Origin of the sequence: Luteitalea pratensis, assembly GCF_001618865.1 — a bacterium.
In the GTDB taxonomy this organism is placed as follows: Bacteria; Acidobacteriota; Vicinamibacteria; order Vicinamibacterales; family Vicinamibacteraceae; genus Luteitalea; species Luteitalea pratensis.
The window spans coordinates 722,482-749,389 of sequence record NZ_CP015136.1 but is presented as its reverse complement, the minus strand read 5'-3'; the positions used below and the strand labels follow the sequence as shown (position 1 = coordinate 749,389).

33 protein-coding genes are annotated in these 26,908 nt (G+C 67.2%); 8 read left to right on the top strand and 25 right to left on the bottom strand.

The window, feature by feature from the left end; genetic code table 11:
* Positions 1–22: 22 nt before the first annotated feature.
* The 3 genes from LuPra_RS03215 to dacB are packed head-to-tail and all read left to right on the top strand — an operon-like array spanning position 23 to position 4,499.
* Positions 23–1,633: a GldG family protein gene (locus LuPra_RS03215; RefSeq protein WP_157898673.1), complete on the top strand. Its 1,611-nt coding sequence runs from the start codon at positions 23–25 to the stop codon at positions 1,631–1,633.
* On the top strand, positions 1,630–3,003 hold the full coding sequence (locus LuPra_RS03210; RefSeq protein ID WP_110169419.1) for a DUF4340 domain-containing protein: 1,374 nt from the start codon (positions 1,630–1,632) through the stop codon (positions 3,001–3,003). The genes LuPra_RS03215 and LuPra_RS03210 overlap by 4 nt, the downstream gene beginning before the upstream one ends.
* Positions 3,000–4,499: a D-alanyl-D-alanine carboxypeptidase/D-alanyl-D-alanine endopeptidase gene (gene dacB, locus LuPra_RS03205; protein WP_110169418.1), complete on the top strand. Its 1,500-nt coding sequence runs from the start codon at positions 3,000–3,002 to the stop codon at positions 4,497–4,499. The genes LuPra_RS03210 and dacB overlap by 4 nt, the downstream gene beginning before the upstream one ends.
* Before the next feature lie 113 nt (positions 4,500–4,612).
* Here dacB and LuPra_RS03200 read toward each other — a convergent pair whose 3' ends face one another.
* From LuPra_RS03200 to LuPra_RS03180, 5 genes are all read right to left on the bottom strand, one after another.
* The gene (locus LuPra_RS03200) at positions 4,613–5,797 is read right to left on the bottom strand and encodes an alanyl-tRNA editing protein (protein ID WP_110169417.1); all 1,185 of its coding nucleotides are present in this window, start codon (positions 5,795–5,797) and stop codon (positions 4,613–4,615) included.
* A gap of 121 nt (positions 5,798–5,918) precedes the next feature.
* The gene (locus LuPra_RS03195) at positions 5,919–6,605 is read right to left on the bottom strand and encodes a class I SAM-dependent methyltransferase (protein ID WP_110169416.1); all 687 of its coding nucleotides are present in this window, start codon (positions 6,603–6,605) and stop codon (positions 5,919–5,921) included.
* Positions 6,606–6,832: 227 nt separating this feature from the next.
* On the bottom strand, positions 6,833–7,291 hold the full coding sequence (locus tag LuPra_RS03190; protein ID WP_110169415.1) for a GNAT family N-acetyltransferase: 459 nt from the start codon (positions 7,289–7,291) through the stop codon (positions 6,833–6,835).
* Complete coding sequence (gene queC / locus LuPra_RS03185; RefSeq protein ID WP_110169414.1) at positions 7,288–7,980, bottom strand: 7-cyano-7-deazaguanine synthase QueC; 693 nt, start codon at positions 7,978–7,980, stop codon at positions 7,288–7,290. Before queC ends, LuPra_RS03190 begins: the two co-directional genes overlap by 4 nt.
* Positions 7,977–8,627, bottom strand: coding sequence for a radical SAM protein (locus LuPra_RS03180; RefSeq protein ID WP_110169413.1), 651 nt, complete (start codon positions 8,625–8,627; stop codon positions 7,977–7,979). The genes queC and LuPra_RS03180 overlap by 4 nt, the downstream gene beginning before the upstream one ends.
* A 90-nt stretch (positions 8,628–8,717) precedes the next feature.
* Between LuPra_RS03180 and LuPra_RS03175 the strand changes: the two genes are divergently transcribed.
* The 3 genes from LuPra_RS03175 to LuPra_RS03165 all read left to right on the top strand — a co-directional run bounded on the left by LuPra_RS03175 (position 8,718) and on the right by LuPra_RS03165 (position 10,892).
* Positions 8,718–9,668, top strand: a complete 951-nt coding sequence (locus tag LuPra_RS03175) for a DUF72 domain-containing protein (RefSeq protein ID WP_110169412.1) — start codon at positions 8,718–8,720, stop codon at positions 9,666–9,668.
* Positions 9,669–9,792: 124 nt separating this feature from the next.
* Positions 9,793–10,344 carry an RNA polymerase sigma factor gene (locus tag LuPra_RS03170; RefSeq protein ID WP_234800701.1) on the top strand — a complete coding sequence of 184 codons (552 nt, stop codon included), beginning with the start codon at positions 9,793–9,795 and terminating at the stop codon, positions 10,342–10,344.
* A complete protein-coding gene (locus LuPra_RS03165) occupies positions 10,341–10,892 on the top strand; it encodes a hypothetical protein (RefSeq protein ID WP_110169411.1) in 552 nt (183 codons plus the stop codon). The genes LuPra_RS03170 and LuPra_RS03165 overlap by 4 nt, the downstream gene beginning before the upstream one ends.
* Before the next feature lie 22 nt (positions 10,893–10,914).
* On the opposite strand, the gene LuPra_RS03160 is transcribed toward LuPra_RS03165, so the two are convergent.
* From LuPra_RS03160 to LuPra_RS03145, 4 genes are read right to left on the bottom strand one after another with little or no spacing between them, the layout of a single operon-like run.
* The gene (locus LuPra_RS03160; protein ID WP_157898672.1) at positions 10,915–11,418 is read right to left on the bottom strand and encodes a hypothetical protein; all 504 of its coding nucleotides are present in this window, start codon (positions 11,416–11,418) and stop codon (positions 10,915–10,917) included.
* A gap of 30 nt (positions 11,419–11,448) precedes the next feature.
* Positions 11,449–12,195: a succinate dehydrogenase/fumarate reductase iron-sulfur subunit gene (locus LuPra_RS03155; RefSeq protein WP_110169409.1), complete on the bottom strand. Its 747-nt coding sequence runs from the start codon at positions 12,193–12,195 to the stop codon at positions 11,449–11,451.
* Complete coding sequence (locus tag LuPra_RS03150; RefSeq protein ID WP_110169408.1) at positions 12,195–14,012, bottom strand: fumarate reductase/succinate dehydrogenase flavoprotein subunit; 1,818 nt, start codon at positions 14,010–14,012, stop codon at positions 12,195–12,197. Before LuPra_RS03150 ends, LuPra_RS03155 begins: the two co-directional genes overlap by 1 nt.
* The gene (locus tag LuPra_RS03145) at positions 14,012–14,815 is read right to left on the bottom strand and encodes a succinate dehydrogenase (protein ID WP_110169407.1); all 804 of its coding nucleotides are present in this window, start codon (positions 14,813–14,815) and stop codon (positions 14,012–14,014) included. Before LuPra_RS03145 ends, LuPra_RS03150 begins: the two co-directional genes overlap by 1 nt.
* 139 nt (positions 14,816–14,954) lie before the next feature.
* Here LuPra_RS03145 and LuPra_RS03140 point away from each other — a divergent pair, with 139 nt between their 5' ends.
* Positions 14,955–15,329, top strand: a complete 375-nt coding sequence (locus LuPra_RS03140; protein WP_110169406.1) for a glyoxalase superfamily protein — start codon at positions 14,955–14,957, stop codon at positions 15,327–15,329.
* Positions 15,330–15,439: 110 nt separating this feature from the next.
* Here LuPra_RS03140 and LuPra_RS03135 read toward each other — a convergent pair whose 3' ends face one another.
* Positions 15,440–15,991, bottom strand: a complete 552-nt coding sequence (locus LuPra_RS03135) for a peptidylprolyl isomerase (RefSeq protein WP_110169405.1) — start codon at positions 15,989–15,991, stop codon at positions 15,440–15,442.
* Positions 15,992–16,107: 116 nt separating this feature from the next.
* Here LuPra_RS03135 and LuPra_RS03130 point away from each other — a divergent pair, with 116 nt between their 5' ends.
* Positions 16,108–17,631 (top strand): amino acid permease, encoded by a 1,524-nt coding sequence (locus LuPra_RS03130; RefSeq protein ID WP_110169404.1) that lies wholly within the window; start codon positions 16,108–16,110, stop codon positions 17,629–17,631.
* 138 nt (positions 17,632–17,769) lie between these two features.
* Here LuPra_RS03130 and LuPra_RS03125 read toward each other — a convergent pair whose 3' ends face one another.
* From LuPra_RS03125 to LuPra_RS03060, 15 genes are all read right to left on the bottom strand, one after another.
* Complete coding sequence (locus tag LuPra_RS03125) at positions 17,770–18,384, bottom strand: class I SAM-dependent methyltransferase (protein WP_110169403.1); 615 nt, start codon at positions 18,382–18,384, stop codon at positions 17,770–17,772.
* Between the two features lie 16 nt (positions 18,385–18,400).
* A complete protein-coding gene (locus tag LuPra_RS03120; RefSeq protein ID WP_157898671.1) occupies positions 18,401–18,787 on the bottom strand; it encodes a YybH family protein in 387 nt (128 codons plus the stop codon).
* Positions 18,788–18,959: 172 nt separating this feature from the next.
* Positions 18,960–19,433, bottom strand: a complete 474-nt coding sequence (locus tag LuPra_RS03115; protein WP_110169401.1) for an OsmC family protein — start codon at positions 19,431–19,433, stop codon at positions 18,960–18,962.
* 141 nt (positions 19,434–19,574) lie between these two features.
* A complete protein-coding gene (locus tag LuPra_RS03110; protein ID WP_234800700.1) occupies positions 19,575–20,726 on the bottom strand; it encodes a sulfite oxidase in 1,152 nt (383 codons plus the stop codon).
* On the bottom strand, positions 20,723–21,397 hold the full coding sequence (locus LuPra_RS03105; RefSeq protein ID WP_234800699.1) for an endonuclease III domain-containing protein: 675 nt from the start codon (positions 21,395–21,397) through the stop codon (positions 20,723–20,725). Before LuPra_RS03105 ends, LuPra_RS03110 begins: the two co-directional genes overlap by 4 nt.
* Before the next feature lie 144 nt (positions 21,398–21,541).
* Positions 21,542–22,537 carry a 2-hydroxyacid dehydrogenase gene (locus LuPra_RS03100; protein WP_110169399.1) on the bottom strand — a complete coding sequence of 332 codons (996 nt, stop codon included), beginning with the start codon at positions 22,535–22,537 and terminating at the stop codon, positions 21,542–21,544.
* An 18-nt stretch (positions 22,538–22,555) separates the two neighbouring features.
* Positions 22,556–22,843: a hypothetical protein gene (locus LuPra_RS31540; protein ID WP_157898670.1), complete on the bottom strand. Its 288-nt coding sequence runs from the start codon at positions 22,841–22,843 to the stop codon at positions 22,556–22,558.
* The gene (locus LuPra_RS03095) at positions 22,843–23,124 is read right to left on the bottom strand and encodes a EutN/CcmL family microcompartment protein (RefSeq protein WP_110169398.1); all 282 of its coding nucleotides are present in this window, start codon (positions 23,122–23,124) and stop codon (positions 22,843–22,845) included. The genes LuPra_RS31540 and LuPra_RS03095 overlap by 1 nt, the downstream gene beginning before the upstream one ends.
* Before the next feature lies 1 nt (position 23,125).
* Positions 23,126–23,395, bottom strand: coding sequence for a EutN/CcmL family microcompartment protein (locus LuPra_RS03090; protein WP_110169397.1), 270 nt, complete (start codon positions 23,393–23,395; stop codon positions 23,126–23,128).
* Between the two features lie 16 nt (positions 23,396–23,411).
* Positions 23,412–23,678 (bottom strand): EutN/CcmL family microcompartment protein, encoded by a 267-nt coding sequence (locus tag LuPra_RS03085; protein WP_110169396.1) that lies wholly within the window; start codon positions 23,676–23,678, stop codon positions 23,412–23,414.
* Positions 23,675–23,962 (bottom strand): ethanolamine utilization microcompartment protein EutM, encoded by a 288-nt coding sequence (gene eutM / locus LuPra_RS03080; protein ID WP_110169395.1) that lies wholly within the window; start codon positions 23,960–23,962, stop codon positions 23,675–23,677. The genes LuPra_RS03085 and eutM overlap by 4 nt, the downstream gene beginning before the upstream one ends.
* A gap of 73 nt (positions 23,963–24,035) precedes the next feature.
* Complete coding sequence (locus LuPra_RS03075) at positions 24,036–24,893, bottom strand: class II aldolase/adducin family protein (protein WP_110169394.1); 858 nt, start codon at positions 24,891–24,893, stop codon at positions 24,036–24,038.
* Between the two features lie 41 nt (positions 24,894–24,934).
* A complete protein-coding gene (locus tag LuPra_RS03070; protein ID WP_157898669.1) occupies positions 24,935–25,234 on the bottom strand; it encodes a hypothetical protein in 300 nt (99 codons plus the stop codon).
* A 4-nt stretch (positions 25,235–25,238) separates the two neighbouring features.
* Positions 25,239–25,913 (bottom strand): tetratricopeptide repeat protein, encoded by a 675-nt coding sequence (locus tag LuPra_RS03065; protein ID WP_110169392.1) that lies wholly within the window; start codon positions 25,911–25,913, stop codon positions 25,239–25,241.
* 176 nt (positions 25,914–26,089) lie between these two features.
* Complete coding sequence (locus LuPra_RS03060) at positions 26,090–26,833, bottom strand: pyridoxine 5'-phosphate synthase (RefSeq protein WP_110169391.1); 744 nt, start codon at positions 26,831–26,833, stop codon at positions 26,090–26,092.
* Between the last annotated feature and the right edge of the window lie 75 nt (positions 26,834–26,908).

Genomic DNA, 26,908 nt, shown 5'->3' with positions numbered 1-26,908 from the left:
CCCGGTCCGGAGACGCACAGTCATGACCCGTTTCGTCAACGTCCTCGGCTGGATCGGCACCGCGCTCGTCGTCGCAGCCGTCGCCATCCGTTTCATCCGTCCCGAACAACAGCACCTGTGGCAGCGCCTCGCGCTGGCCGGGCTGGTCGTCGTGCTGGCCTACCTGGTGACGCAGTGGCGCGACTTCGTCGCGCTCTGGTCGCGGCGAGGGACGCGCGCCGGCGCGTTGACGTCGGCCAGCGTGCTGCTCCTGCTCGGCATCCTGGTCGGCGTCAACTACATCGCCAGCCGTCAGCACAAGCGCTGGGACCTGACGGCGGGCGGGCAGTTCACGCTCTCCGATCAGAGTCGCAAGGTCCTCGACGGACTCAAGACGCCGGTCAACGTCAAGGTGTTCGCCAAGGACACCGAGTTCCAGCGTTTCCGCGATCGCCTCGACGGCTATACCTACGCGAGCCCACAGCTGAAGGTCGAGTACATCGATCCGGACAAGCAGCCGGCGGTCGCGCGACAGTGGCAGGTGCAGCAGTACGGCACCATCGCGGTGGACTACAACGGCCGCATCGAACGCGTCACCACCGACACCGAGCAGGACATCACCAACGCCATCGTCAAGGCGGTCGAGGGCGGCGAGAAGAAGGTCTACTTCTCGCAGGGCCACGGTGAGCGCGACACGACCAGCGCCGATCAGCGCAGTGGCTACAACGCCATCGCGGGCGCGCTGCAGCGCGACAACTTCGCCGTCGACAAGGTCGTGCTCGCGCAGCAGCAGGACGTGCCTGCCGACGCGGCCGTCCTCGTGATCGCCGGGCCCAAGAACGACTTCCTGCAGCCCGAGCTCGACATGGTGCGGCGATACCTCGACAAGGGGGGCAAACTGCTGCTCCTCATTGACCCGCCCGATGGCGCCGAGGCGGCACCGCTCACCGGGCTCATTGCCCTCGCGAAGGCGTGGGGCGTCGAGGTCGGCACCAACGTCGTCGTGGACGTGAGCAGCGTCGGGCAGTTGCTCGGCGCGGGGCCGTCCGTGCCTGTGGTGGCGACGTACCCGGACCATCCCATCACCGAGAACTTCGGCCTGATCACCGCGTTCCCGCTGGCGCGCGCAGTCACGCCGGTCGAAGGTGGTACGAACGGTCGGACGGCCCAGCCGATTGCGACGACGAGCGCGCAGTCGTGGGCCGAGACGGACCTCAAGGCGGTGTTCGCGGGCACGCCCGTACAGCGTGACGAGGCCGCCGGCGAGAAGGAAGGTCCGGTGACCCTGGCCGTCGCTGTCGGTGTCGATGCGCCAAATGCCAAGGCCACGCCTCCCCCGCCGCCACCGGTGCCCGGGCAGGCACCGCCGGAGACGCCAGCCAAGCCCCAGACCCGTGTGGTGGTGATCGGCGACTCGGACTTCGCCACCAACGCCGTCCTCGGCACGCAGGGCAATCGCGACTTCTTCCTCAATGCCGTCAACTGGGTGGCGCAGCAGGAGAACCTGATCGCCATCCGTCCGAAACAGGCTGGTGACCGGCGCGTGACGATGACCGAGGACCAGCAGCGTCGCGTGCTGTACCTGTCGGTGCTGGGCCTGCCGCTGATCGTCGCGGCGCTCGGCATCTGGACCTGGAGCCGGAGGCGCGGATGAAGCGCGGACGTTCGACGCTCCTCCTGCTGACGCTGGCCGCGGCGCTCGGCGCCTACATCTGGTTCGTGGAGATGAAGCGCGAGCCCGCCGGCGATGAGCCGAAGAGCGAGAAGGTCTTCACTTCGCTCGAGGCCGACACGATCGAGGCGTTGACGCTCACCGCCTCCAACGGCGATGTCACGACGCTGCAGAAACAGGGCGTGGGCTGGAAGATCGAGAAGCCCGTGCAGGTGGCAGCCGATGCCAGTGAAGTATCGGGCGTGACGAGCAACCTGGCGACGCTCGACCTGACGCGCGTGATCGACGAGAAGCCCAGGAGCCTCGATGCCTTCGGACTCGATTCACCGAGGCTGAAGCTGACGTTCACCGCCGCCGGCAAGCCACGCACGCTGTTGCTCGGCGCCAAGACCGCGACGGGCGGCGACACGTACGCGAAGCTCGATGACGCAGCCCGCGTCTTCACCGTCCCGAGCTGGCTCGAGCAGAGCCTGGACAAGACCACGTTCCAGTTGCGCAACAAGGCCATCGTCGGCGTCGATCGCGAGGCCGTGGACCACCTCGCGATTATCGGCGCTCCTGGCACAATCGAGCTGAAGAAGGACGGCAGCGAGTGGCGCCTCGTGCAGCCGCTCCAGGGGCGCGCGGATGGCGGGGAGGTCGGATCGCTGCTGACGCGTCTCTCGTCCGGACAGATGCAAGCCATCGTCGCCGAGCAACCGGCGACGCTCGACGCCTACGGCCTGCACCCGCCGCGGACGACGGTCACCGCGACCGGCAGTGGCAAGACCCTGGCGCAGGTGTTCGTCGGCAGCGCGAGTGGCGATGCCGCCGTGCACATGCGTGACGCGTCACGGTCCATGGTCTTCACGGTGGAGAAGGCACTGGCCGACGACCTGCAGCGGCCGGCGGCCGCCTACCGCGCGAAGGATGTGTTCTCGTTCCGCATGTTCAACCTGTCGCGGCTGGTGGTGATGCGAGGCGACACGAGCCGGACGTTCGAAAAGAAGAAGTCCGGCACCGGCGCCAATGCGACAGACACGTGGACGCAGACCGCCCCGGCCGATTCGAGCGTGAAGGCGGCGACGATCGACGATCTGGCGAGCCGGCTCAGCACGATGCGCGCAGAGAGCTGGGCGGATGCACCGACGGCCTCGACCCCGGTCATCAGCGTGGTGGCCACGTTCGATGGCGACAAGCAGGAGCGTGTGTCGATCGTGCAGGCCGCTGGCGAGATGTACGCGCTGCGCGATGGCGAACCCGGCGCGGCCCGATTGACGGCCCCGGCCGTCACCGACGTCATCGGGCTGTTGGAACCGGCCAAGCCCGCAAGCGCCCCGCCGCCGGCGACGGCGCCAGGTAAGACTCCATGAGCGCGCGCCGCGGCCGCCTCGCGGCGGCGGCGCTCTGCCTCTCCATCGGTGGCGGCTGCGCGTCGAGCCAGCCGCCCTCCCCAACAGCCGCTCCGATCGACAAGCCAGGTGGGGCCGGCTCCCTGGGCGCCGACGCGCGGCTCGGTGCGGCGTTCGACGCACGCTTCGCTGCCGCGGACGGCGCCGCGCTCTGGGCGGTGCGTCTCGAACGACTCGACTCCAGCGCCGTGCTTGCCAGCCGCAACGAGGATCGGCTGGTCCTGCCGGCTTCCAACATGAAGATCGTGACGCTCGCGGCGGCCGCAACGCGCCTCGGGTGGGACTACCGGTTCCGCACGCTCGTGCACGCGAGCGGATCGCGTGAGGGGCACGTACTGCACGGTGACCTCGTGGTGGTTGGCGGCGCCGATCCGACCATCGGACGCGGTGAGGACCCATTGGCGACGTTCCGCGCCTGGGCGCAGCGGCTGCGCGCACAGGGCCTGCGCCGCGTGGACGGCGACCTCGTGGGCGATCCGTCGCGCTTCGGCGAGGAGTGGCTCGGCGACTCGTGGAGCTGGGAGGACCTGCCCGCGGGCTACGCGGCTCCCTACTCCGGACTGATCTTCAACGAGAACGTCGTGCGCCTCCGCATCGCACCTGGCACGGGTGAGGGCGCGCCACTTGCCGTCACGGCGACGCCAGTCGCGTACGGATTGCACGTGAATCCGAGGGGAACCACGGCCAGGACCGGCCAGCCCGCCACCGTGAGCGTGACACGCGATCTCGGCAGCTCCGTGATCGACATCAGCGGAGCGCTGCCCGCCGGTGCCGCTCCCGTGGATCGGGTGGTGTCGGTGTCGGACCCGGCACGCTATTTCCTCGGAGCCTTCCGTGCGGCGCTGGCCGAGGCAGGAATCGAGGTCCGCGGCAACACGCGTGTGGCGTCGCGGCCGGACCTCGCGAGTGCGACACCGCTGATCGTGCACGAGTCGGCACCGCTCTCGGAGGTCGCACAGCGGTTCATGAAGGTCAGCCAGAACCTGTACGGCGAGGTGCTGCTGCGGGTGCTGTCGGCGTCCACTGCACGCGACGCGTCGCCGGCGGAAGCCCGATCGGTGTTGCAGGAGTCGATGGCGAGGATGGGAGTGCCGGCCGGCAGCGTGCAGGGGCTCGATGGATCCGGCCTGTCGCGCCGGGACTTCGTGACCGCCCGCGCGATCACGACGCTGCTGCAGGTCATGGCCCGGCCGCCCCACCGGGACGCGTTTCGTGCCGCGCTCCCTGTCGCGGGTGCCGACGGCACGATCGCGAGCCGGTTCAAGGAGAGTCCGTGCGCCGGGCGACTGTTCGCCAAGACGGGAACCCTGTCACACGCGCGTGCCCTGTCGGGATACATCACGTCGGCGTCCGGGAACGAATTCGTGTTCTCGGTGATCGCCAACAACTTCCTCGCCCCGAACCGCGAGATCGACGCGGTCGTCGAAGGCGCGCTCGCGTTGGTCTGCGCGTCGTAGGCATCAAGCAATTTCAGAATTTCAAAAGTTCAGAATTTCGCGGCCACCGCCAATCTTCGAAGCTCTGTGGTGGTAGTGAAATTCTGCAATTCTGCAATTCTGCAATTGTTCGGTTACGTCTTGAGGACAGCGCGCAGCGCCTCCACGGTGACGTCGACTCCGCCAGCCTGGGCGAGATCGGGGCGTCCACCGCCCTTGCCGCCGTGGGCCGCGCAGATCTGCCGGACGAGCGCTCCGGCATCGACGTCAGCGCGATCGGCACTGCGGGCGATGACGAGCGCATGCGGTGAGGATCCGGAGATCAACGCCACCACCCGACCGGCGACCGCGACGAGCTGCGAGGCCGAGACGCGCAGCGCCAGCGCGTCGGCGGCCGGAAGTTCTGCCACGAGCAGGCCGGACGCGTCCACACCGCTCGCGAGCGACTCGGCCTGCAGCACGGTGACACGTTCGATCGCCTCCATCGCCCGGCGCTGCTCCTGCTTCAGGTCCTCGCGCAGACGCATGAGTGCATCCGGGACGTCGGCGGCGGCGACCGACAACGTACGCGCAGCCGCGTCGGCCGTGTCGCGCAAGGCACGATAGCTCTCGAGCGCACGGCGCCCCGCCAGGAAGGTCACGCGCGTGCCGCCGCGGAAGCGCTCCGTCCCGCGGATCGCGATCAGCCCGACTTCCCCCGTCGTCGAGACGTGCGTGCCACCGCATGCAGACAGGTCGTGGCCGGCGATGTCGATGAGCCGCACACGCCCCTCGCGCGCCGTGATTTTGCGCAGTCTCGGTTCGTGCGCGAGGTCCGACGCATCCGCGTACCGGATCGACACGGGCCGGTTGTCCCACACGACGCCGTTGGCGGCGTCCTCGGCACGACGACATTCGTCGGCCGTCACCTCCCGATGCAAGTCGAGCGTGCAGTCCTCGACGCCGAGATGCACGCTCTCGGTGCGCGCCGAGAGCACGTGATCGAAGGCCGCCGACAGGATGTGTTGCCCGGAATGCTGCTGGCGGAAGTCCTGCCGCCTCACGCGGTCGATCGTGCCACTGACGTGGGTGCCTGGCGCGATTGCCTCGCTGACGTGATGCCACACCTCTTCTTCATCATCGGAGGTGACGTTGGAGATCGACACGACGCGATCGGCCGCTTGCAGATGCCCAAGGTCGTGTGGCTGGCCACCGGATGTCGGGTAGAACGCCGTGCGGTCGAGGGCGAGGCGATATCGATCGGCCGCAGGTTCGCACGCGCGCACCGTCGCATCGAAGGCGAGCAGCGCCGGGTCGTCGTAATAGAGGCGGTTGGACATACGGGCTCAGTCGCCTACAGCCTAGCGCCAGTCAGCCGGCGGCCGTCTCAAGTCTCAAGTCTCAGGCTTGAGACCTGAGTCCTGAGACACGTGACGCGGTTGCAGGCCGCAGGCTAACAGGCTATCTAGGTTTGAAGACGAGCACGTGCTGCCACGGCAGCGAGTCGACGCGACGGTCGAGCTCGTAGCCCTCGGCGCCGAACTCCTGCACGGCCTGCTGCACGCTCATCTTGTGCTCCTCGCGAATGGGGATCTTCGGATCCTCCTTGCGGAACTCCAGGATGGCGATACGGCCGCGCGGCGAGAGCGACGCTTTCATCGCGCGCAGGACCCGTTGCGGGGCGGCGAGTTCGTGATAGACGTCGACCATCAGGATCAGGTCCACGACGGCTGGCGGCAGATGCGGGTCGTCCGGCGTACTTCGAACGAGTTCGACGTTGGTGAGCCCCAGCTTCTTCGCGCGCGTCCCGACCATCTGCAGCATTTCCGGCTGCAGATCCACGGCAAGGACCCGGCCCGTCGGTCCGACCGCGCGCGCCAGGCGCTCGGTGTAATAGCCCGATCCCGCGCCAAAGTCCGCGACCACCATCCCCGGTTCGAGCTTCAGGTCCTGGATGGCACGACTCGGCCGCTCTTCGGCCTCGCGCTCCGGCCGGTCCAGCCACGGGGCGCCTTCGTGCCCCATCACGCCGGCGATGATCCGTCCGGACACCGGGTGCGCCGTGCCTGCCTGTCCGAGCAACAGGACGGGCGCGGCCAGGGAGATACCGGCAGCGACAATCAGCGCGCGAGTGAGATGCCAAGTCATCGATCGTAAGGATGCCCGATTCCGATTCCCGATTCCCGTTTCCCGGTGCCCGGTACCCGATTCCCGTCGACCTGACTTGTCTGCCGTAGCCTTGGCGAAGGGGGAAGGTCGACGGCTACAACCTTCGAGGCCCTGGATTCTGTTCCAAGCGTGGGGGCTCGACGGTAGGGCCGGCTCTCCGAGCCCGCCCCTCAGCAAGCTCGACGGCTACACACCTCGAAACGCGATTAGTCGAGATCAAGGGCGAAGTGGTGCGAACTGATGCGCATGCGATGACGGAGATAGAAGCGGTGCGCACCGTGCCGCTGGACGCCGGAGTCGAGTTCGAAGGCGGCGCAGCCCTGTTGCCGTGCGTAGGCGATCAGCCAGTGCAGCAGCGCATCGCCGTGTCCCCGCGAGCGCTCCGCCTCGTCGGTGACCAGATCATCGACGTAGAGGACCAGGCCGTTCTTCAACTGCTCGAGCAGGCGGAAGCCGGCCACGGCAGCGACCCGTCCATCCACCACGTGCAGCACGAGCCGGAGCCCAAGGCGCTCGGCTGCACGCACCCGCTCCACGAACGTGGCCTCCTCGAGCTGCGTGCGCAGCTGACGCATCACCGGGAAGGCCGACGCGACATCGGCATCGGTCACCGCGAAGGTGGTCGTCCCTGGGCGCCGAAGCGCGTCGCGCGAAGGTGGCGTCATGACCGCTCCAGGGCGGGATCGGGGATGCCGGCCTCCGCAAACCCCCGCGCGCGAAGCTGGCAACTGTCGCAACGGCCACAGGGACGACCGTCGGGTGTCGGCGCGTAGCAGGAATGCGTGAGGCTGTAGTCGAGGCCGAGATCGACGCCGCGGCGCACGATATCGGCCTTCGACAAGTGCTGGAGCGGGGCGAGGATGCGCAGGGCGGTGCCGCCGACGCCGGCGGCCGTCGCCAGGCGACCCATGCGCTCGAAAGCCTCGATGTACTCGGGCCGGCAATCCGGGTAGCCGGAGTAGTCGAGGGCGTTGACGCCAATCACGATGACGGAGGCACCGACCGTCTCGGCCCAGGCGAGCGCGAGCGACAGGAAGATCGTGTTGCGGGCCGGCACATACGTGCTCGGGATGTCGTGCTCGTGGGCGACATCGCGATCGAGCGGCACTGCGCTGGCGCCGGTGAGCGCCGACCTCGCGATGTCGCGCAGGTCGAGGTCGAGTTCGACATGACGTTCGACGCCGAGCGCCTGCGCGGCGCGACGAGCCGCCTCGACCTCCTGCACGTGCGTCTGTCCGTAGCGCACCGTGAGGGCGAACAGGCGGAACCCGTCGGCGCGGGCCATCGCGCCGGCGGTGTACGAGTCGAGCCCCCCACTGAGCAGGAGGATGGCGGCGGGTGCGACGGTCGTCATACGCGGCGCGCGGCGGGTTCCCAGATGTACTTGTGCTGCTGCAACTGCAGGCGTACCGGCAGCCTGGACTCGAGGATCCACGCCGCGAGGTCGGCCGGCGCCACGCGGTTCCAGGCCGGAGAGAAATGGACCGCACCGCACCGGTGCGCGAGGTCGTGGGTGGCCGTGACCTCACGGGCATACTCGAAGTCGTCGCGATCCGCGATCACGAACTTCACCTCGTCGCGCGGCGTGAGCAGATCGAGATTGGCCCAGTGCATGCGGCCGGACTCGCCGCTACCGGGACACTTCACGTCGACGATGCGGTGGACTCCCACCGGAACGTCGGCGATGGAGACGTGGCCACCGGTCTCGAGCAGGACCGTGTGCGCCTCGTCCAGCAGGCGCTGCATCAGCGGCAGAACGTTCTTCTGGAGCAGGGGTTCGCCGCCGGTGATCTCGACGAGTGGCACCCCGAGTTGCCGGACCTCGGCGAGAATGTCGTCGAGCAACTGCTTGCGCCCTTCGGTGAACGCGTACACGGTGTCGCACCAGGTACAGCGGAGATCGCAGGCGGTGAGGCGGACGAACGTGCACGGCTGCCCGGCAAACGACGACTCACCCTGAATCGACGCATAGATCTCGGTGATCGTCAGGGCGAGGGACATTCAGGAGCTCAGGACGACAGGAACGCAGGGCATCAGGAGGACAGCAGGAGGCCGGGAGCTCAGGCAGGCGGCCCCTTGTGAATTGTAGCAATGGCCGAGCGCGTCCCGCTGATCCAGGTCGGCACCTCCGGTTGGCACTATCCGCAGGGCCGCGGTGCGTGGACCCGCATCGTCTATCCGCCACCCAGGGCGCGGGGCGGCGTGGACGAACTCACCTGGTACGCGGATCGGTTCCGCACGGTGGAGGTGAACGCGTCGTTCTATCGCGACCTGTCGCCGGACCTGACCGCGAAGTGGGTGGTGAGGACCCCACCGGGATTCGAATTCGCGGTCAAGCTGCATCAGCAGTTCACCCACCCGCGGATGCATGCGCCGTCGACGCGCGATCTCGCGCCAGTACCGGATCCCTCGCCCACCGCGCTGGCAGCCTCAATGGATGCGCTGGCGCCGCTGCGCGGTGCCGGCCGGCTCGGACCACTCCTCGCGCAATTCCCCCCGAGCTTCCAGGCCACGCCCGAGGCGCTGGCATACCTGTCGTGGCTGGCCGAGGCGGTGCAGGGTGTCCCCCTTGCCGTGGAGCTTCGTCACAGGAGCTGGAGCGATGCCAGGCGCGAGACGCTCGCCCTGCTCGATGCCGCGGGCGCGGCGTGGGTGCTGATCGATGAGCCGAAGTTCCGCTCGTCCGTGTGGCAGTCGCCCGGCGTGTTCGTCGAAGAACTGCGCGATCGCCCCTGGGCGTATGTGCGGTTGCATGGACGCAACGCCGCACAGTGGTGGGATCACGAGGCGGCCGAGGATCGATACAACTACCTGTATCGGCCCGAGGAACTCGAACCGTTCGTGGACGTCGCCGCGGCGGCGGCGGCGCTTGGCAAGAAGCTGTACCTCTACGCGAACAACCATTTCGCCGGCAATGCCGTCGCCAACGCCGCCCAGATCCGGGCGCGTATCGGCGATCCCGTCAAGGCTCCGTTCCCGCGCACCTTCCTCGACCGCTTCCCGCATCTCGAGGGCATTGTGAGGACGGAAGGGCTGTTCTAACGCCTGACGCTTGACGCTGGACGCTGGACGCTCCACGCCTGCGGCCTACGGTGCCCGGTGTACGGTCCCGGCTTACGGCTCATGGCGCCGTGAAATGATCGGGCAGCGGGAGACTACCTGAAATGTGAGCACACGCGACCACGCGCCGGGACAGGCCCAGGTGCGAGATGACAGCTACAGGGACGCCATCGATCGATTCGGACCGGCGCTCGACCGGCTGGCGCGCGCGTACGAGGCTGATCCCGAGACCCGGCGGGACCTGATCCAGGACATTCACTTCGCGATCTGGCGCAGCTTTGGCAGCTACGACGGGCGATGTTCGCCGCGTACGTGGATCTACCGCGTGGCACACAACACGGCCACGTCGCACATCACCCGCGCATTCCGCGTTCGCCAGCAGCGGTTCGTGACACTGGACGAACTATCGGTCGAACCCGCCGTCCGCGAACCGTCGGCCGATGAGGCCCTCGACCACCGTCGGACCCTGGAGCGGCTGTATGCGCTCATCCGGCAACTCGATCCCATCGACCGGCAGGTCATCGTCTCGTACCTCGAGGGGATCGAGGCGGCCGGGATCGCCGAGATCGTCGGCACGTCGCCCGGCGCAATCGGCATGAAGGTGCACCGCATCAAGCGTGTGCTGGCACTGCAGTTCAACGAAAGGAGCCGCTCATGACCGGCGACGCGTGGGGCGACGACGCTCGCGGAATCTGGCAGAGCCAGGAATCGGCAGTGACCCGGATGTCGATGGAGGAGATGCGCGCGCGGGCACGCCGGTGGAACCGGGAGTTCGAAGGCACGAACTGGATCGCGTTTGCCTGCGCGGCCGTGCTGCTGCTCTTCTTCGTCCCGATGCTGTTGATCAGCGAGACCACACTCCAGCGGGCAGGCGCGGCGATCGGCATCGTCTCGGCGGCCTACGTCGTGGGCGTCGGCTTGCGGATCGCCAGTCGCCGCCGATGGGTCGACGACAGCGCGACGTGCGTCCGCGCATACAAGGCGCAGCTGGAACGCAGGCGGCAGGCCGATATGGGCGCCGCACGAACCATCCTGCTGATGATGACCGGGTGCGCCCTTCTGGGCAGCCCGGGCGACGTGGGTTCGTGGGCGCTGCGGGCCGTCGGCCAGCTTGGCGCCGGGATCGTCGTGTACGTCTACATCAGCCGGCAGGCCAGGCGATTCCAGCAACGCATCGCCGAACTCGATCGCCTGGACGGGGACTGACGCGTTTGCGACACCTGCCGCGTCATTCACTCATGATGGCGCTGGGTACCTCGTCATCCACGCCAGCGAGCAGCGACGGCTGGGCGTTGAACACGCGGGCACACGCGTTCCAACGCAGCCGCGCCTCGTCGTTGTCGGGCGGCCGCAAGGCTTCGGCGCGCTCGTAGGCCTGCATCGCCTCGCGCAGCCACTCGGCGCCGGCGCGGGCGCCAGGGCCGCCGCGCTCGATCAGTGCGCGCGCGCGACGTTCCGCGACCAGGCCACCGTAGTACGCGCGTTCGTACTCGGTTGGCAGCTGGTCGACCAGTTCACGCGCACGTGCGGCGGTCTGGCCCTGCTGCCGGGGAAAGTCGTCCGAAAGCGCGAGGATCAGCATCACCAGCGCCTGGTGATTGCCCGGCTCGGTGCGCAGCACGTCCTCGCAGATGCTCTGGCTCTGCCCGGGCTCATTGAGCAGGCGGTAGCGCTCGGCCTTGGCCAATGCCGCCGGCACGGCGGCAGGAGACAGCGGTTTCAGCTCGAACATGGTCACCCCCAACGGATCGACGGATGGTCATCAACCCCTGAACATCCTCAGCAGACGGGTCACGGGATCGTAGTAGCGATCGACCACACGCTCCTTGAGCGGGATGATCGCGTTGTCGGTGATGTGGATGTGCTCCGGGCACACGGTCGTGCAGCACTTGGTGATGTTGCAGTAGCCGAGCCCGTGGCGATCCTTCAGGTCACCGAGCCGGTCGCCGGTGTCGAGCGGGTGCATCTCCAGCGCCGCGGCGTACACGAGGAAGCGCGGGCCGATGAAGCCGTCCTCGTGCTTGGCGTGATCGCGGATCACGTGACACACGTCCTGGCACAGATAACACTCGATGCACTTGCGGAATTCCTGGACGCGATCGACGTCGCGCTGGGCCATGCGCCACGTGCCGTCGGCGGCATCCGGCGTTCTCGGGGCGAACTTCCGGATGCCCGGCTTGATCCGGAAGTTGATCGAGACGTCGGTCACCAGGTCCTTGAGCAGCGGGAAGGCGCGCATCGGCTCGACGGTGACCGGCTCGGCGAGATCGAGGGTGTTCAGCCGGGTCATGCACATCAACTTCGGCCGGCCGTTGATCTCGGCCGAGCACGAGCCGCACTTGCCGGCCTTGCAGTTCCACCGGCACGCAAGGTCGGGCGCCTGCTCGGCCTGGATGCGGTGAACGGCGTCGAGTACGACCATGCCCTCGGAGACCTCCGTGGCGTAGTCCACGAACGCCCCGGGCTGGTGGGTGCCACCTCGCCAGAGTCGGAAGGTTGCCTTGGCCATTACTGTTTCTGATCCTCGACGATGCTGGTCAGTTCGGCCGGCATCGCCGGAATGGGCCGCCTGGCGACGTGCATCGTGCCGCCGGGATCGCGATGCACGGCAATGTTGAAGGCGCCATATTCCGCGCTCTTCTCGGGGTAGTCGTCACGGAAGTGCCCGCCGCGGCTCTCGCGTCGCTCGAGCGCCGAACGCGTGATGGCCTCGGAGACCGTGAGCAAATTGCGCAGATCGAGGCACGCGTGCCAGCCGGTGTGGTACTCGCGATGCCCCTCGACGCCCGAACGCGCCGCGCGGGCGTTGAGCGCATCGAGCCGGGTCAGCGCGTCCTGCATCTCGGTTTCCACGCGCACGATGCCCACCAGATCCTGCATCGTCTCCTGCAGGTCCTGCTGCACCGTGTAGGGGTTCTCTCCACTTCCACCGCGTTCGAACGGCGCGAGGGCGGCGCCGGTGGCCTCCGCGATCGCCTGCTCGTCGAGGCGCGGTGCGACCCGGCTGCGGGCGTGGGCCGCGGCGTATTCGCCAGCACGCTTGCCGAAGACGATGAGGTCCGAGAGCGAGTTGCCGCCGAGACGGTTGGCGCCGTTGATGCCGGCGGCGCATTCGCCGGCCGCGAAGAGTCCCGGAATCGTGGACGCCTGTGTGTCGGCGTCGACGCGAATGCCGCCCATGATGTAGTGGGTCGTCGGACCGACTTCCATCGGCTCCCGGGTGATGTCGAGGTCGGCCAGTTCCTTGAACTGGTGGTACATGCTCGGCAGCTTCCGCCTGATGTGATCGGCTGCGCCTGGCAGCTTCTCCTTGATCCACGCGATGTCGAGAAACACGCCGCCGTGCGGGCTGCCGCGGCCGGCCCTGACCTCGCGTCTGATGCAGCGCGCGACATGGTCACGCGTCAGGAGTTCAGGTGGTCGCCGTGCGGACTTGTCCCCCTGCGTATACCGCCAGCCCTCCTCGGCATCGGAGGCGGTTTGCGGCCGGTAGTTCTCCGGGATGTCATCGAACATGAAGCGGCGACCCTCGCTGTTCTTGAGGACGCCCCCTTCTCCGCGCACGCCTTCCGTGACGAGGATGCCCTTCACCGACGGCGGCCACACCATCCCGGTCGGGTGGAACTGCACGAACTCCATGTCGATGAGCTCGGCTCCTGCGCGGTACGCGAGGGCGTGGCCGTCGCCCGTGCCCTCCCAGCTGTTGCTCGTGATCTTGAAGGCACGGCCGACGCCACCCGTGGCCAGGACCACGGCCTTGGCCGCAAACGCGTAAAAACGCCCACGTTCGCGGTCGTAGGCCAGCACGCCCGACACCTGCCCATCGTCGAGCAGCAGATCGATGACCGTGTATTCCATGTGGACCGTGACGCCCAGATGGATCGTGTGGTCCTGCAGCGTGCGAATCAGTTCCAGGCCAGTGCGATCGCCGACATGCGCGAGGCGCGGGTAACGGTGGCCGCCGAAGTTGCGTTGGTTGATGCGGCCGTCGGGGGTGCGATCGAACACGGCGCCCCACGCCTCCAGTTCGCGGACGCGGTCGGGCGCCTCACGCGCGTGGAGTTCAGCCATCCGCCAGTTGTTGACGTACTGGCCACCTCGCATCGTGTCGGCGAAATGCACCTGCCAGTTGTCGCGGTCGTCGTTGTGGCCCATCGCGGCGGCCATGCCGCCCTCGGCCATCACCGTGTGGGCCTTGCCGAGCAGGGACTTGCAGATGAGGCCGACCGAGACGCCAGCCGAGGCGGCTTCGATCGCGGCTCGCAGGCCCGCGCCCCCGGCGCCCACGATCAGCACGTCGTAGCTATACGTGTGCGGCGCGCCCATCAGAACAGCCTCAGGTCGGTGATCACGCCCATCGAGCAGAGGCGCACGTAGAGATCGGCCGACATCACGGACACGAGGCTGCACCAGGCAAAGAGTTGATGACGGCCATTCAGGCCGCTCACACACGCGTATGCGTAATCGCACACCGGCTTCTTCGACACTTCGTCGAGCCTGCCGCCAACGACGTGCCGCAACACGTGGCAGCCCCAGGTGTAGCACGCGAGCAGCACGACGTTCACCGCGAGCACGACCGTGCCGACGCCGATGCCGAAGCGTGCCTGTCCGGTTGCCGGATCGGTGAACCACATCGCGGCCCACACGTCGTACGCCAGGAGGGCAATGAAGACGATCGCCACCCACATGAAGAAACGGTGGGCGTTCTGCAGGATCAGCGGAAAGGAGTGCTCGCCCCGGTAGCGCGTGCGCGGTTCGCCGACAGCACAGGCGGGCGGATCCGCCCAGAAGGACTTGTAGTAGGCGCCCCGGTAGTAGTAGCAGGTGAAGCGGAAGAGGCCGGGAAATGGCAGGATGATCAGGGCTGGCGAGAAGGGCACGAAGCCGGGCCACCAGGCCGGCCGCGACCCCAGCCAACTGTGCGGCGAGGAGCCGAAGATCTCCGGTGAATAGAACGGAGACAGGTACGGGCCGAAGGTGTAATGCGCGTTCTGGAAAGCGGCCCAGGTCGCATACACCACGAAGGTCGACAGGACGAGGAACACGACCAGTGGCGCGCGCCACCACGCATCGCGCCGTCTCGTTTGACCGAATCCCGATCGAACATCAATCGCCGGAACAACCTGCATGCAGGGCGCCTCCAGACGTGCTGTGACAGTCGGCCCTAACCATATGCGGACTGTGCGGGGGAAGTAAACCCGGGCCGATTGCGTGCGTCCGTGCAAGCGGACAGATCGAGTATCGAGCCCGACGTCAAGTGAGGACTTCATGCCGCGTCGAGAGACCGTCCGGACGAAATTCGAGCACGCCAATCCGATACTGAGCGTCGCCGACATGAACCGCAGCCTCCGGTACTATGTTGGCGTTCTGGGCTTCAGTAATGCCGAGTGGGGTGGCGACGAATTCACGTGCGTCACGCGCGATGGGGCGAACATCTACCTGTCCGAAGGTGACCAGGGACATCCCGGAACGTGGGTGTGGCTCGGTGTCGATGATGTCGAGGCGCTGTACGAAGAGTACAAGGAGAGCGGAGCCCGGATTCTCCATCCCCCGGAGAACTTTCCCTGGGCCTGCGAGATGAAAGTCGCAGACCCGGACGGACACGTTCTCCGATTCGGGTCGGATCCGGAAGATGTGACCTGATTCAAGCGAACCGACTCATCGCCGGAGGCCGCGACCGTCGATGCTCCTACCCAGGATCGTCGGCGAGCGGGCGCTGCCGGTAGACGCGATTCCCGACTCCAGACTCCCGTTTACTTGATCGTCACCCGCTTGAGACGATCGGCGACGGCGAGCGTGCGGGCAACGGCGAGGCCCTCGCTCACTTCGCCGAAGATCACGTGCTTGCCATCGAGGTTGGGCATCGCCGCCAGGCAGATGAAGATCTGGCTGTCGGCAAACGCGGGGTTGCCCGAGTGGGCCATCGAGACGCTGCCGGGGCGATGCTTGAGGCCCTTGCTGAACTCCGCGACACCGATGGGCGTGCCACTGCTGCCGCCCGGGCTGCGTCCCCACCACTCGCGATACGTCATGTCGCGCGACATCTTGTCGCCCCACTGGACCAGCTGTCCCTTCACGACACGATGAATGCGCTGGGCGTTGTAGAAGTTCTTCTTCACGAGGTCGACGATGTGGGCGACCGTTTTCGGGGCCTTGTCGGGCCAGGTCTGGATGACGATGGTGCCCTTGTCGGTCTCCATCACGATCTTCGGACCGACGGCGGGTGCCTGCGCCTCGAGGGCACGCCCCGCGGCGGACAGGCACAGTGCGGCCAGTAGCAGCAACGACAACAACGCGCGCGTCATGGGGGGATTCTAGTACCGCCTGCCGGCAGGCTGCAGCCTGTAGCCTGCAGGCTGCAAGAGTGAGCCGTGGTGTAAGGTAGCAGCCAAGTTTTCGGCCACTGTTCGAGGAGTCTTGCGTGAACCAGCTTTTCGCGGTCAAGCCACTGCACCAGCTTACGGGTGACGCCGACCCCCATGGGGGCCCGCGCCTCGCCAGGACACTCGGGCCGGTGCAGCTGATCTCGCTGGGGATCGGCGCGATCATCGGGGCGGGCATCTTCTCCACCGTCGGCAGCGCCGCGGCCGGTGGTGCTCATCACCTCGGGGCCGGACCGGCGCTGGTGATCTCGTTCATGCTCACCGCGCTGGCGTGTGGGTTCGCCGCCCTGTGCTACGCGGAATTCGCCTCGATGGTGCCGATCGCGGGGTCTGCGTACACCTACTCGTACGCGACCCTGGGCGAACTGGTGGCCTGGATCATCGGCTGGGACCTGATCATCGAATACGCGATCGGCAATGTCGCGGTGGCCATCTCGTGGTCGGGGTACTTCCAGGAACTGCTGCGGGGCTTGGGGATCACGTGGCCGGTCTGGCTGGGTATCGATTACCGCACTGCCTATCGCGCCCTGGCCGAATACCAGGCAGCGGGCGGAGCCGGCGCCGACCTCGCGCCCAACATCATCCGCAACGCCGAAGCAGTACTGACGGCGCCGCATCTCGGCGGCGTGCCGATTCTCTTCAACCTGCCGGCGTTCCTGTCGGTGATGGGCATCACCTGGGTGCTGGTGCGCGGCGTCCGCGAGAGCGCCGGCTTCAACACCGCGATGGTGGTACTCAAGCTGGTGATCATCGCGTTCTTCCTGGCCGTCGGCGTCTTCTACGTCAAGCCCGACAACTGGACACCTTTCGCGCCGAACGGCTTTGCCGGGATCAGCAGTGCCGCCGCCATCATCTTCTTCGCCTACATCGGCTTCGACGCGGTCTCGACGGCAGCCGAGGAAACCAAGGATCCGCAGCGCAACATGCCAATCGGGATGATCGGCAGCCTGGTCATCTGTACGGTCATCTACATGGCGGTCGCGATCGTGCTCACCGGGCTGGTGCCATGGACTCAGCTCGGCACGGCCGAACCACTCGCGACGGCGTTCTCGGCGCAAGGGATGCATTGGGCCTCGGGCATCATCTCGCTCGGCGCCGTGTTTGCCACGACGTCGGTGCTGATCGTGTTCCAGATGGGCCAGCCGCGCATCTTCTTCTCGATGGCGCGCGACGGACTGCTGCCGCAGTGGGCCGCCAAGGTGCACCCGAAGTACCAGACACCGCACATCACGACGATCCTCACCGGCGTCTTCGTCGGGCTGCTTGCCGGCTTTGCCAACATCGACGAGATCGTCGAACTCACCAACATCGGCACGCTGTTCGCGTTCGTGCTGGTGGCCATCGGCATCCTGGTGCTGCGCCGGACGAATCCGGAGGCCCCGCGCCCGTTCCGCACACCGCTGGTCCCAGCGGTGCCGCTACTCGCGGTGGGCTCGTGTAGTTACCTGATGCTGGAACTGCCCCGCCAGACCTGGGAACGCTTCTTCATCTGGCTCGCGATTGGGCTGGTGGTGTACTTCGCGTACGGATACCGCCACAGCAAGCTGCGACAGGCGCGTTGATGGTCGCGTCGGGCTGTCCCAGCCCGACGTTCGATTCGACATTGCGCGGACAGCTTGGAACGCCCGGCTGGGACAGCCGGGCGCGACCTACTCGAGCGGGCGCTACCGAACCGTCGGCTTCGGCTCGGCGTTCGGCGTTCAACGTTCAGCGTTCTTCCCAACCACCCACGTCGTCATGCAGCGCTGATGCTGGACGACCGTCGTCTTGATCGGGTCAAGCAACTCGCCGCCGAGCGCGTGCGTCATCGTCATCAACATGGGCTCGTCCACGACATACCTCGTCGTGCCGTCGGGCAACACGTAGTGGCGGCCGCCGAGATGCTCCATCGGCTCGGTCATGCCGATGCTGGAAGCGAGTCGCGCGAACAGCATCCCACCCGGCTTCAGCACCCGCCACATCTCGCGCACCATCGCCTCGAAGTGCTCGTCGTCTCGCGCGAAATGGAGCACCGCGTTGCTGATGACGACGTCGAACCAGGCGTCGGGGAACGACATGCGCTCGATGGCGTCGAGCCGGATCCGTTCCAGCGGGAGGCTCGGCGCCAGGGCCGCAGCCATCTCGCGCACGTAGACGATCGCCTGCGGGTCCTCGTCGACGGCGTGGACGTCGAAGCCCTCGCGCAGGAGGTACACGAGGTTGCGTCCGCCACCGCAGCCGGCGTCGAGTATACGCATGCCCGGACGAATGCGGCCGCGGAGCAGCTGATCGAACAGGTAGACGTCGATGTGACCGAACTGCGTCTGCAGATCCATCAGACGTCGCGCCGCATCACACGCCGGCGTTCCAGATGTCTGCGTGCCAGCGCCACTCGTCGCCCACCCGGAGCCAGAACACGCAGTACTTCATGGCGACCTGCTGCCCGCCCGCAAGGGTCAGCGCTGCCTTCCCGATCTCGTGAGCGACGTCGCCATGAATCTCCAGGGCCACGGTCGAAAGCCGTACGTCGGTGACAGCAAGTTGCGCCGCAGCGCCGACCCAGAACTCCGCAATGTTCTCGCGTCCCTGCACCATCGGCAGGTCCGGCGGCAGGATCGACGCACTTTCGGTGTACACCTCCCGCGCGGCGCGACCGGGGTCACCGGTGTTGAACGCCGCTTCGAACCTGCGATTGGTCGCGTCGATTGCGGCACGCGCCGCGGAGTCGTTCTGGGCCATCGGGTTGTCCTTTCGGTAAGGCCGCACGATATCCCGACTCATCAGGGCGAGACAAGCGCGCACGTGATTGTGCGGCTGAGGATCCATCGTCGTCAGTACCCTCACCCAGCCCAGGCCTTTTCGGGTTCCTCCGGTGTGCACAGGAGTGCGACAGCGACTCCCCCGCTCCTGATCATCGGCCGCTCGGCATGTCCATCACGACGACTTCGGTCCGCACCGAGTTGGCGAGAAAGCACTCGTGGTGGGCGGCATCGTGCATCGCACGTATTTCGTCGTCGGTCGGCATGCGCGGGCCGCTGAACGCGATGGTCGGGTGCAGCACCACGCGAGTCATCGCGAGGCGACCTTTCTCGTCGCGCGCGATGGTGCCGACGGCGTTGTCCTCGTAGCGATCGACAACGAAGCCACGACTGGCGGCAATGGAGAGGAACCACAGCATGTGGCAGCTCGAAAGCGACGCGACAAACGCCTCTTCCGGATCGACGCCCATCGGATCGGACATCGGCACAGGGACCACATGTGGCGATGACGATGCCGGGATCGTGGCGCCGCCGTCGAACATCCAGCGGTGCGCGCGGCTGTAGCGGTTGTCGGTGAAGGCCGCGTCGAAGCGGTCCCAGGCAACGGTCGCAGTGTGTTCGGCCATGGCGCTCCGCAGTCATTGGTCGCGGATCACTGACCGTCGACCTGACTTGTCCGCCGGAGCCTTGGCGAAGGCGGAAGGTCGACGGCTACAACAGCCTACAGCCTGCAGGCTCCAGGTAGGCTGTAGGCCGCAGGCTGCAGGCTATGTGATCTTGACCGTGATCGGCACGACGTGGTGGATCACGTAGGTGCCGTAGTCGTTGTTCCGGGTCATCGGCTGCGTTCGGCCCTTCGCGTCGGTCGCACGCGTCATCAGCACGGCCTCGCTGCCGGTGGCCGGGACCTGCCACTTCAGGCGCCAGCGACGCCAGGTCACGGCACTCTCGGGATCGATGAACTCCGCGTCACGCCACGTGGCGCCGCCGTCGGTGCTGACCTCTACGCGCGTGACGGTGCCATCGCTCCACGCGGCACCGACGATCTCGGTCGTCGCCCCTCGCGCGACCTGGCCGTTGGGCGACGGCTTCGCGATCGACGACTTGACCTGCATCCCCATCAGCGGGCGACGCAGTGGACGTCCGGTCGATCGATCCCAGTACGCGTAATCGGTGCTCTCCCAGTAACTTCCGAACTCGCCCTTGATCGCCTCGATCGACGACAGCCACTTCACCGACGCCATGCCGTAGCAGCCCGGTACGATCAACCGTGCCGGCGCGCCATGCGCAGCCGGTAACGGTTGTCCGTTGATGGCGTAGGCCACGAATACGTCCCGCGCCTTCGCGTCCTCGATCGACACGCTCCGGTGGAACGTGATCGGCCCCGCTGGGAGTGGCGTGTTCTTCACGTCGCCCTTGTCCATGCCCTCGAAAGCCACCCGCGTCGCATCGGTCGCCACGCCTGCCTTCGCCAGCAGGTCGGCCAACCGCACGCCGGTCCACTCCGCCGTGCTGACGGCACCTCGTTCCCACTGCACGCCGCCGACCGCCGGGTTGAGGAAGACACGCCCGTTGCCCGCACACTCCAGTGTCACGACCTTCGACACCTTCGGCAGTGCGCGCAACTGCTCGAGCGTCAGCGTCAGCGGTTGCCCGACGGCGCCGCGTACCTGCAGCGTCCACGCCGCAATGTCCACCTGCGGGACCGCGAAGTGGCTGCGAACGTAATGCTGTTCGGTTGGCGTGATGAACTCCGACAGCGCGCCGAAGTCACTCTCGAGATTCTCCGGCGACGCCTGCCGCACGATACGTGCGCCCTGCATCGCCTGCGCGAGCGCGTGCGAGACACGCACCGGAAAGGCCGCCACCGTCGCAGCCATCGCACCGAGTTTCAGGAAAGTCCGGCGAGGATTCGTCACGCGACCCGCCCTTCACGCACGACCCCGATCTTGGGGCACGTGTCGTTGAGAATGCAGCGGCCACATTGCGGAAACACGGGCTTGCAGACGTGCTGTCCCCAAGTGACCAGATGCAGGTTGATGGTAGCCCACCAGCGGCGAGGCGCGACCTCGTAGAGGGCACGCTCGGTCTGCTCCGGCATGCGCGTCCGTACCCAGCCAAACCGGTTCGCGATCCTGTGAACGTGCGTGTCGACGCAGATGTTGTCGCGGCTGCGGCAGGCGACGATGAGCGTGAGATTCGCCGTCTTGCGTCCCACACCCGGCAGGGTCAGCAAGGCGTCCATCGTGGTCGGCACCGCACCGGCAAAGTCGCGCACGAGGATGCGCGCCGTCTCCTTCAGGTGCACGGCCTTGTTGCGATAGAAGCTCACCGGATAGATCAGCTTCTCGATTCGACTCGTCGTGAGCCTGGCAAGCGACGCCGGATCGGGCGCAACCGCGAACAGCCGCAACGACGACGCCAGCGTCACTGCGTCCTTGGTCTGCGCCGACAGCATCGTCGACACGAGCACCTGGAACGCGTCGCCCATGGACTCTTCGCCAATCTTCTCGATCGCGGGCAGTTCCAGCGAGCGAATCGCGACACCGAGCCGCTTCAGCGTCGGCGCGACGGGGAGCGGGGGCCTCAAGGTCGGAACGGAAAGAGCGCGAACCATGGGGATCGAGAAATTGCAGGATTTCAGAAGTTCAGAATTTCATTCCGGCACCAACCGACGAGGCATTGGTGAAGTCGATGCAATTCTGAAATTGTGCAATTCCTGAAATTGCGCACTTCACGGAATATACGACCCCGGTATCGCCGTGACCGGCGGCCGGCCCCCGAGCACCTCGATCAGGTTGCGCGCAGCGAGGTTGCACATGGCGGTGCGGGTCTCGCGGGTCGCGCTGCCCAGGTGGGGAATGAGGAACGCACTGTCGAACTTCATCAGACCCGGGTGCACGACCGGTTCGAGTTCATACACATCGAGGGCGGCGCCGGCGATCCAGCCATTCTCGAGTGCTGAGACGACGGCTGCCTCCTCGACCACCGGACCGCGCGCCATGTTGACCAGGTACGCCGTCGGCTTCATCAGCCGGATGCTGTCCCGGTTGACGAGATGGTGCGTCTGCGGGGAGAGCGGCACGTGCAGGGTGATGACGTCGGAACGCTGCATCACCTCCTCGAACGAGAGGCCTTCGTACGGCACGCCGTCGGGGCCGACGATCTGTTCGTCCGGCCGCCGCGGTGACTTCATGTACACCGTGCGCATCCCGAAGGCCGCGGCCTTGGCCGCGACGGCCTGGCCGATGCGCCCCATGCCGATCACGCCGATCGTCTTGCCGACGAGATCCATGCCAAGCAGGAAATCGAGCTGGAATCCCTTCCACTTCCCGGCGCGGAGGATGCGCTCGCCTTCGCCGAGACGCCGCGTGACGCCGAGGATGAGGCCCCATGTCAGTGCCGCGCAGGCTTCATTGAGCACGTCCGGCGTGTTGGTCACGACGATCTTGCGCTCGCGGGCGGCCGCGACGTCGATGTTGTTGTAGCCCACGGCGACGTTGCACACCACGCGCAGATCGGGGAGCTGATCGAGGAACTGGGCGTCGACCTTGTCGGTGCCCTGCGCGATCAGCCCGGCACATCCCGTAGTCCGGGCGACGAGTTCCTCGGACGACGGGCTGCCGCTCCGATCGAAGACGTCCATGTCGGCATGCTGCGCGATCAGGTCGAGCGTTTCCTGGAACAATCGGCGCGAGACGAAGACGCGCGGGCGCTGTGAGGTCGACATGGCGTTGGGGCAGGTCCTTCAGTGGCCGTACGACTGGCAGAACCCGCAGTGGTGACAGCGCACCTCGGGTTCGACCACGCACGGGGCATCTGGTTCAGTCGGGGCCAGGAACACGAAGCGGCCGTGCGACAGGTGCGCTTTCCAGGACATCGTGTCCTGCGGGCATGGACGGCCTGGATATGGAGATGGACGGCTCGGAGAGCCTGGATGTGGAGATGGACGGCTCGGAGAGCCGTCCCTACCATCGGAACCCAGGTGACGGGCGATGGCGTCGCGGACCAGCAGGCGCAGCTCGTCGTCCTGCATCACCACACCTCCTCGGTCTTCTGGAGGGCGTCGACGATACCGATGATGGCCGCGTCGACTGGGGCCCCCTTGCGGCCGAGCGCGTCGCCCGCGGCCTTGCCCTCGATCACGAACAGCACGCGTTCACCGACACCGGCGCCGACGCTGTCGATGGCGAGCACGACCGTCCCCTTCGGGGTGCCGTCGGGCAGTTCCGGCTGCACCAGCAGCAGCTTCGCGCCGTGCAGCTTGGCGTGCTTCTGCGTGGAGACGACGGTGCCGATGATGGTGCCGACCTGCACGTCAGTCGACCACGTCCGTGTGGTCCACGATGCCGACAATGCTCGCGTCGGTCGGGACCTCGACCGGATGAAAGGGAAAGGCGGCCTCACGCCCGCGGACGAAGAACACGCGCTCGCCCACGCCTGCACCAGCCGCATCGGTGGCCACGAGCGCGCGTCCGACGTCGCTGCCGTCGCGCCCGACCGGCTGGACGATCAGCAGCGTGACGCCGGACAACCGCGCGTCCTTGTGTGTACAGACGACGGTGCCGACGACGCGGGCCAGGTGCATGGTGGGGAACTCGCGATCAGGACATCGACACGGTGTCGACGATGCCGACGATGGCCGCATCGACGGGCGACTGCCCGAGGCCGTCGGCCATGCGCGCCGAGCTGCCGGAGACGACCAGGACCATTTCCCCGGTCCCGGCGTCGACGGTGTCCACGGCGACGAGCGGCGTGCCTTCGAGCTGTCCCTCGGGGGAGACGGGGCGAACGACGAGGAGCTTGGCGCTCAGCAGCCGTTCGTCCTTGCGGGTCGCCACGACGGTGCCGACGACCCTGCCGAGGATCATTTCCCGGCGGCCTTGCCGATGGGCAGGACGTCTTCGAGATTGCTGTGCGGACGCGGGATGACGTGCACCGACACGAGCTCGCCGACACGGCGAGCGGCGGCGGCACCGGCATCGGTGGCGGCCTTCACCGCCGCGACGTCGCCACGGACGATGGCCGTGACGTAGCCCGCGCCAATCTTCTCCCAGCCGACGAGGGTGACCTTGGCGGCCTTCACCATCGCGTCAGCAGCCTCGATCATCGCCACGAGACCTTTGGTCTCGATCATTCCGAGTGCTTCACCCATAAACGGATCACCTGGCGCCTCGCGCCGGCTTGCGCGGCCTGCCCGCGCGGGTCTGGACATATGGCTCACGCGATCAGGCGTCGCGTGTCACCTGACGCACCGCGTCGGCAATGAGGGCCGCAAGCTCGCGGTATGTTAGCCGAATTTCCCCGCCCTCGGCGCCCCCCGGCAGCGTGCCCATGGGCGGCACGATGCGGGGTCCGTCGGAGGCGGGTGCGTCGACGAACTGGCACGTCGTACCGGCGCCCTCGGCCAGTTCCGGGTCGGTGCAGATGGGGGCCGGCGACTTGATGCCGTAGAAGTCCCGCAGGCCCTGGAGCCGGTTCACTTCCTCGCGGGAAATGAGGTTCTCGCCCCCGAGCTGTCGCGCGACCAACGTGATCTGCGCGAAATGCTCCATCGTCTCCATCTTGAAGTACGCGTTCATCAGGTCCTGGCCGGCCGTGAGCGCGCCGTGGTTGGCCAGCAGCAGGCCATCGTGGGCGCTGATGTACCTCTTCACGGCGTCGGGCAGTTCCTGTGTGGACGGCGTCGCGTACTCGGCGATCGGCACGCTGCCCAGCGAGAAGATGATCTCGGCGAGCGAGGACTTGTTCAGCGGCACACCGGCAACGGCGAAGCCTGTCGATAGTGGCGGATGCGCGTGCACCACGGCGCGGATGTCCGGGCGCATTTCGTAGACCGCCAGGTGCATCTTGAGCTCGGTGGACGCGTCGCGATGGCCGGCCACCTTGCGGCCCTGCATGTCGGTGACCACCATCATGTCGGGGGTCATGAACCCCTTGGAGACGTTCTTGGGCGTGGCGAGGACGTACAGGTCGTCGAGCCGGGCGCTGATGTTGCCGTCGTTGGACGCCACGTAGCCGCGCGCGTATACACGCCGGCCGACTTCGCAGATCTCGGCGCGGAGCTGTTCCTCTCGGGGCGTCATGGCGTGGCGGTCACGGGGCAGTCCGGACGGGTCCGCGATGCTCAGCGAGACCGGGCCGCCTGCGCATCATAGGCGGATCGACAGCGCTCTGAACAGAAGAAGGCGGTGCCGCCGGCCGTCTTCATGGCAAGCGCCCGCTCCTGCAGGATGTACGTGCCGCACACGGGATCCTGCACCAGGGTTCCGTGCGAACGGGCCACCGAGCCCGCACCGGTCCCCTGTCGTGGCTCGCCGGGCACCTGTGCGGCGCCGATCAGGCCGCGAATGAGCCCGCCCACGATCAGCATCAACGCCCGCACCAGCAAGAACAGGAGCAGGAGCCGGAGAAGCCAGCCGAGCACTTCGTCAGGCTCCTTGCTTCGGAGCGGCAGGGGCGGCCGCGCCATCGCGCGCCGGAGTGCCGCCGGGAGCAATCTCGGGGTGAGCGGACTTCAGGCCATCGAGGGCCTGGCGCGCCGCTCGCGCCTCTGGCGAGTCAGCTGGCGCCAGGGTCACGACCTGGGTCCATGCCTCGCCCGCGCCCGCGAGATCCTGTTTGCCAAAGGCACGGACGATCCCGAGGTTCAGCCACGTCTTGGTGTGCTTCGGGTCGATCTCGAGCGACCTGGCAAACTGCGCCAGCGCCTGGTCGACCTGGTTCGTGTAGTAGTAGCTGACCGCGAGGTCCGTGCTGACGTCGGCGTTTGTTGGCGCGATCTTGAGTGAGGCCTGGTACCACCTGGTGGCCTCGGCGTAGTTCTCGGCGTCGAAGTACAGGTTGGCCAGCTGCGTTCGGACCGACGCATCGGTCGGCCGCTCGGTGGCCTGCTTTTCGAGCGCCTGCACCTGCGCGAGGTCGATCGCCTTGGCGGTGCTGCCCTGGGCCGCGCCGCCGGCCGGCGCTGCAGCGGCGGCGCCCGCCTGCGCGACCTGCGGTGCGGGCGCCTGCCCCGGCGACACCTGTTGGGCGCCGAGCATCCATCCGCACAGCAGGCCGAACAATGCGCCCGCGATTCCCACGACGATCGATTCTGGTTTCATTGCGCTTTGTTCTTCGATGGTAGGGACGGCTCTCCGAGCCGTCCACCGCCGCAGCCCGGGCGCGGGCCCGAGATAGACCCATGGGGCGCCGAGGACATGGACCAACGTGATGGCCGGCTCGGAGAGCCGGCCCTACCACTCGGTTGCACCCGGTACCCGGTACCCGGTTCCCGACTCTAAATGATATCCCCCGCCGCCTCGCGATATTCGAGCACGGCCTGGCGCAGGCCGACGTAGAGGGCGTAGCTGATGAGCGCGTGGCCGATGGAGACCTCGTCGAGCCGGGGCAGCGCCTGCACGAAATCCGGCAGGTTCTCGAGGTCGAGGTCGTGGCCGGCGTTGACGCCGAGGCCGAGCTCCACGGCGACAGTGGCGGCCCGGACGAACGGCGCCAGCGTTTCGCTCAGCGGTGCGGTCGATGTCGCGAACGCATGCACGTACGGTTGCGTATACAGCTCGATCCGGTCAGCGCCGACGCGGTGCGCGAGTTGCACCGCCTTCTCGTCGGCATCGACGAACAGGGACACGCGGATGCCATGCCCCCGCAGCCGGGCGATCACATCACGAAGCTCCTTCTCGTCGGTATCCGGCGACCAGCCGGCCTCGCTCGTGATCTCCCCTGGCCGCACCGGCACCAGCGTGCACTGATGCGGGCGGACGCGCTCCACCAGGTTCAGCAGGTCGGGGCGCGGATCCCCCTCGATGTTGAACTCAACGGCCTTCCACGGGTCCAGCAGATGCTTCAACGCCTGCACATCGTCGAAATTGATGTGGCGGGCGTCAGCGCGCGGGTGCACGGTGATGCCCGGCGCGCCTGCTTCGACGCAGACGCGCGCCGCGTCGACGACCGACGGGATCGGCCCGCCGCGACTGTTGCGCAGCGTGGCGATCTTGTTCACGTTCACGGATAGCTTCGCCATGTTCGGATGGTGTCGGCCTTCGGCATTCGGCCGTCGGCCTTCGTTTTCTGCGTTAGTCGTTAAGCGTTAGGCCTT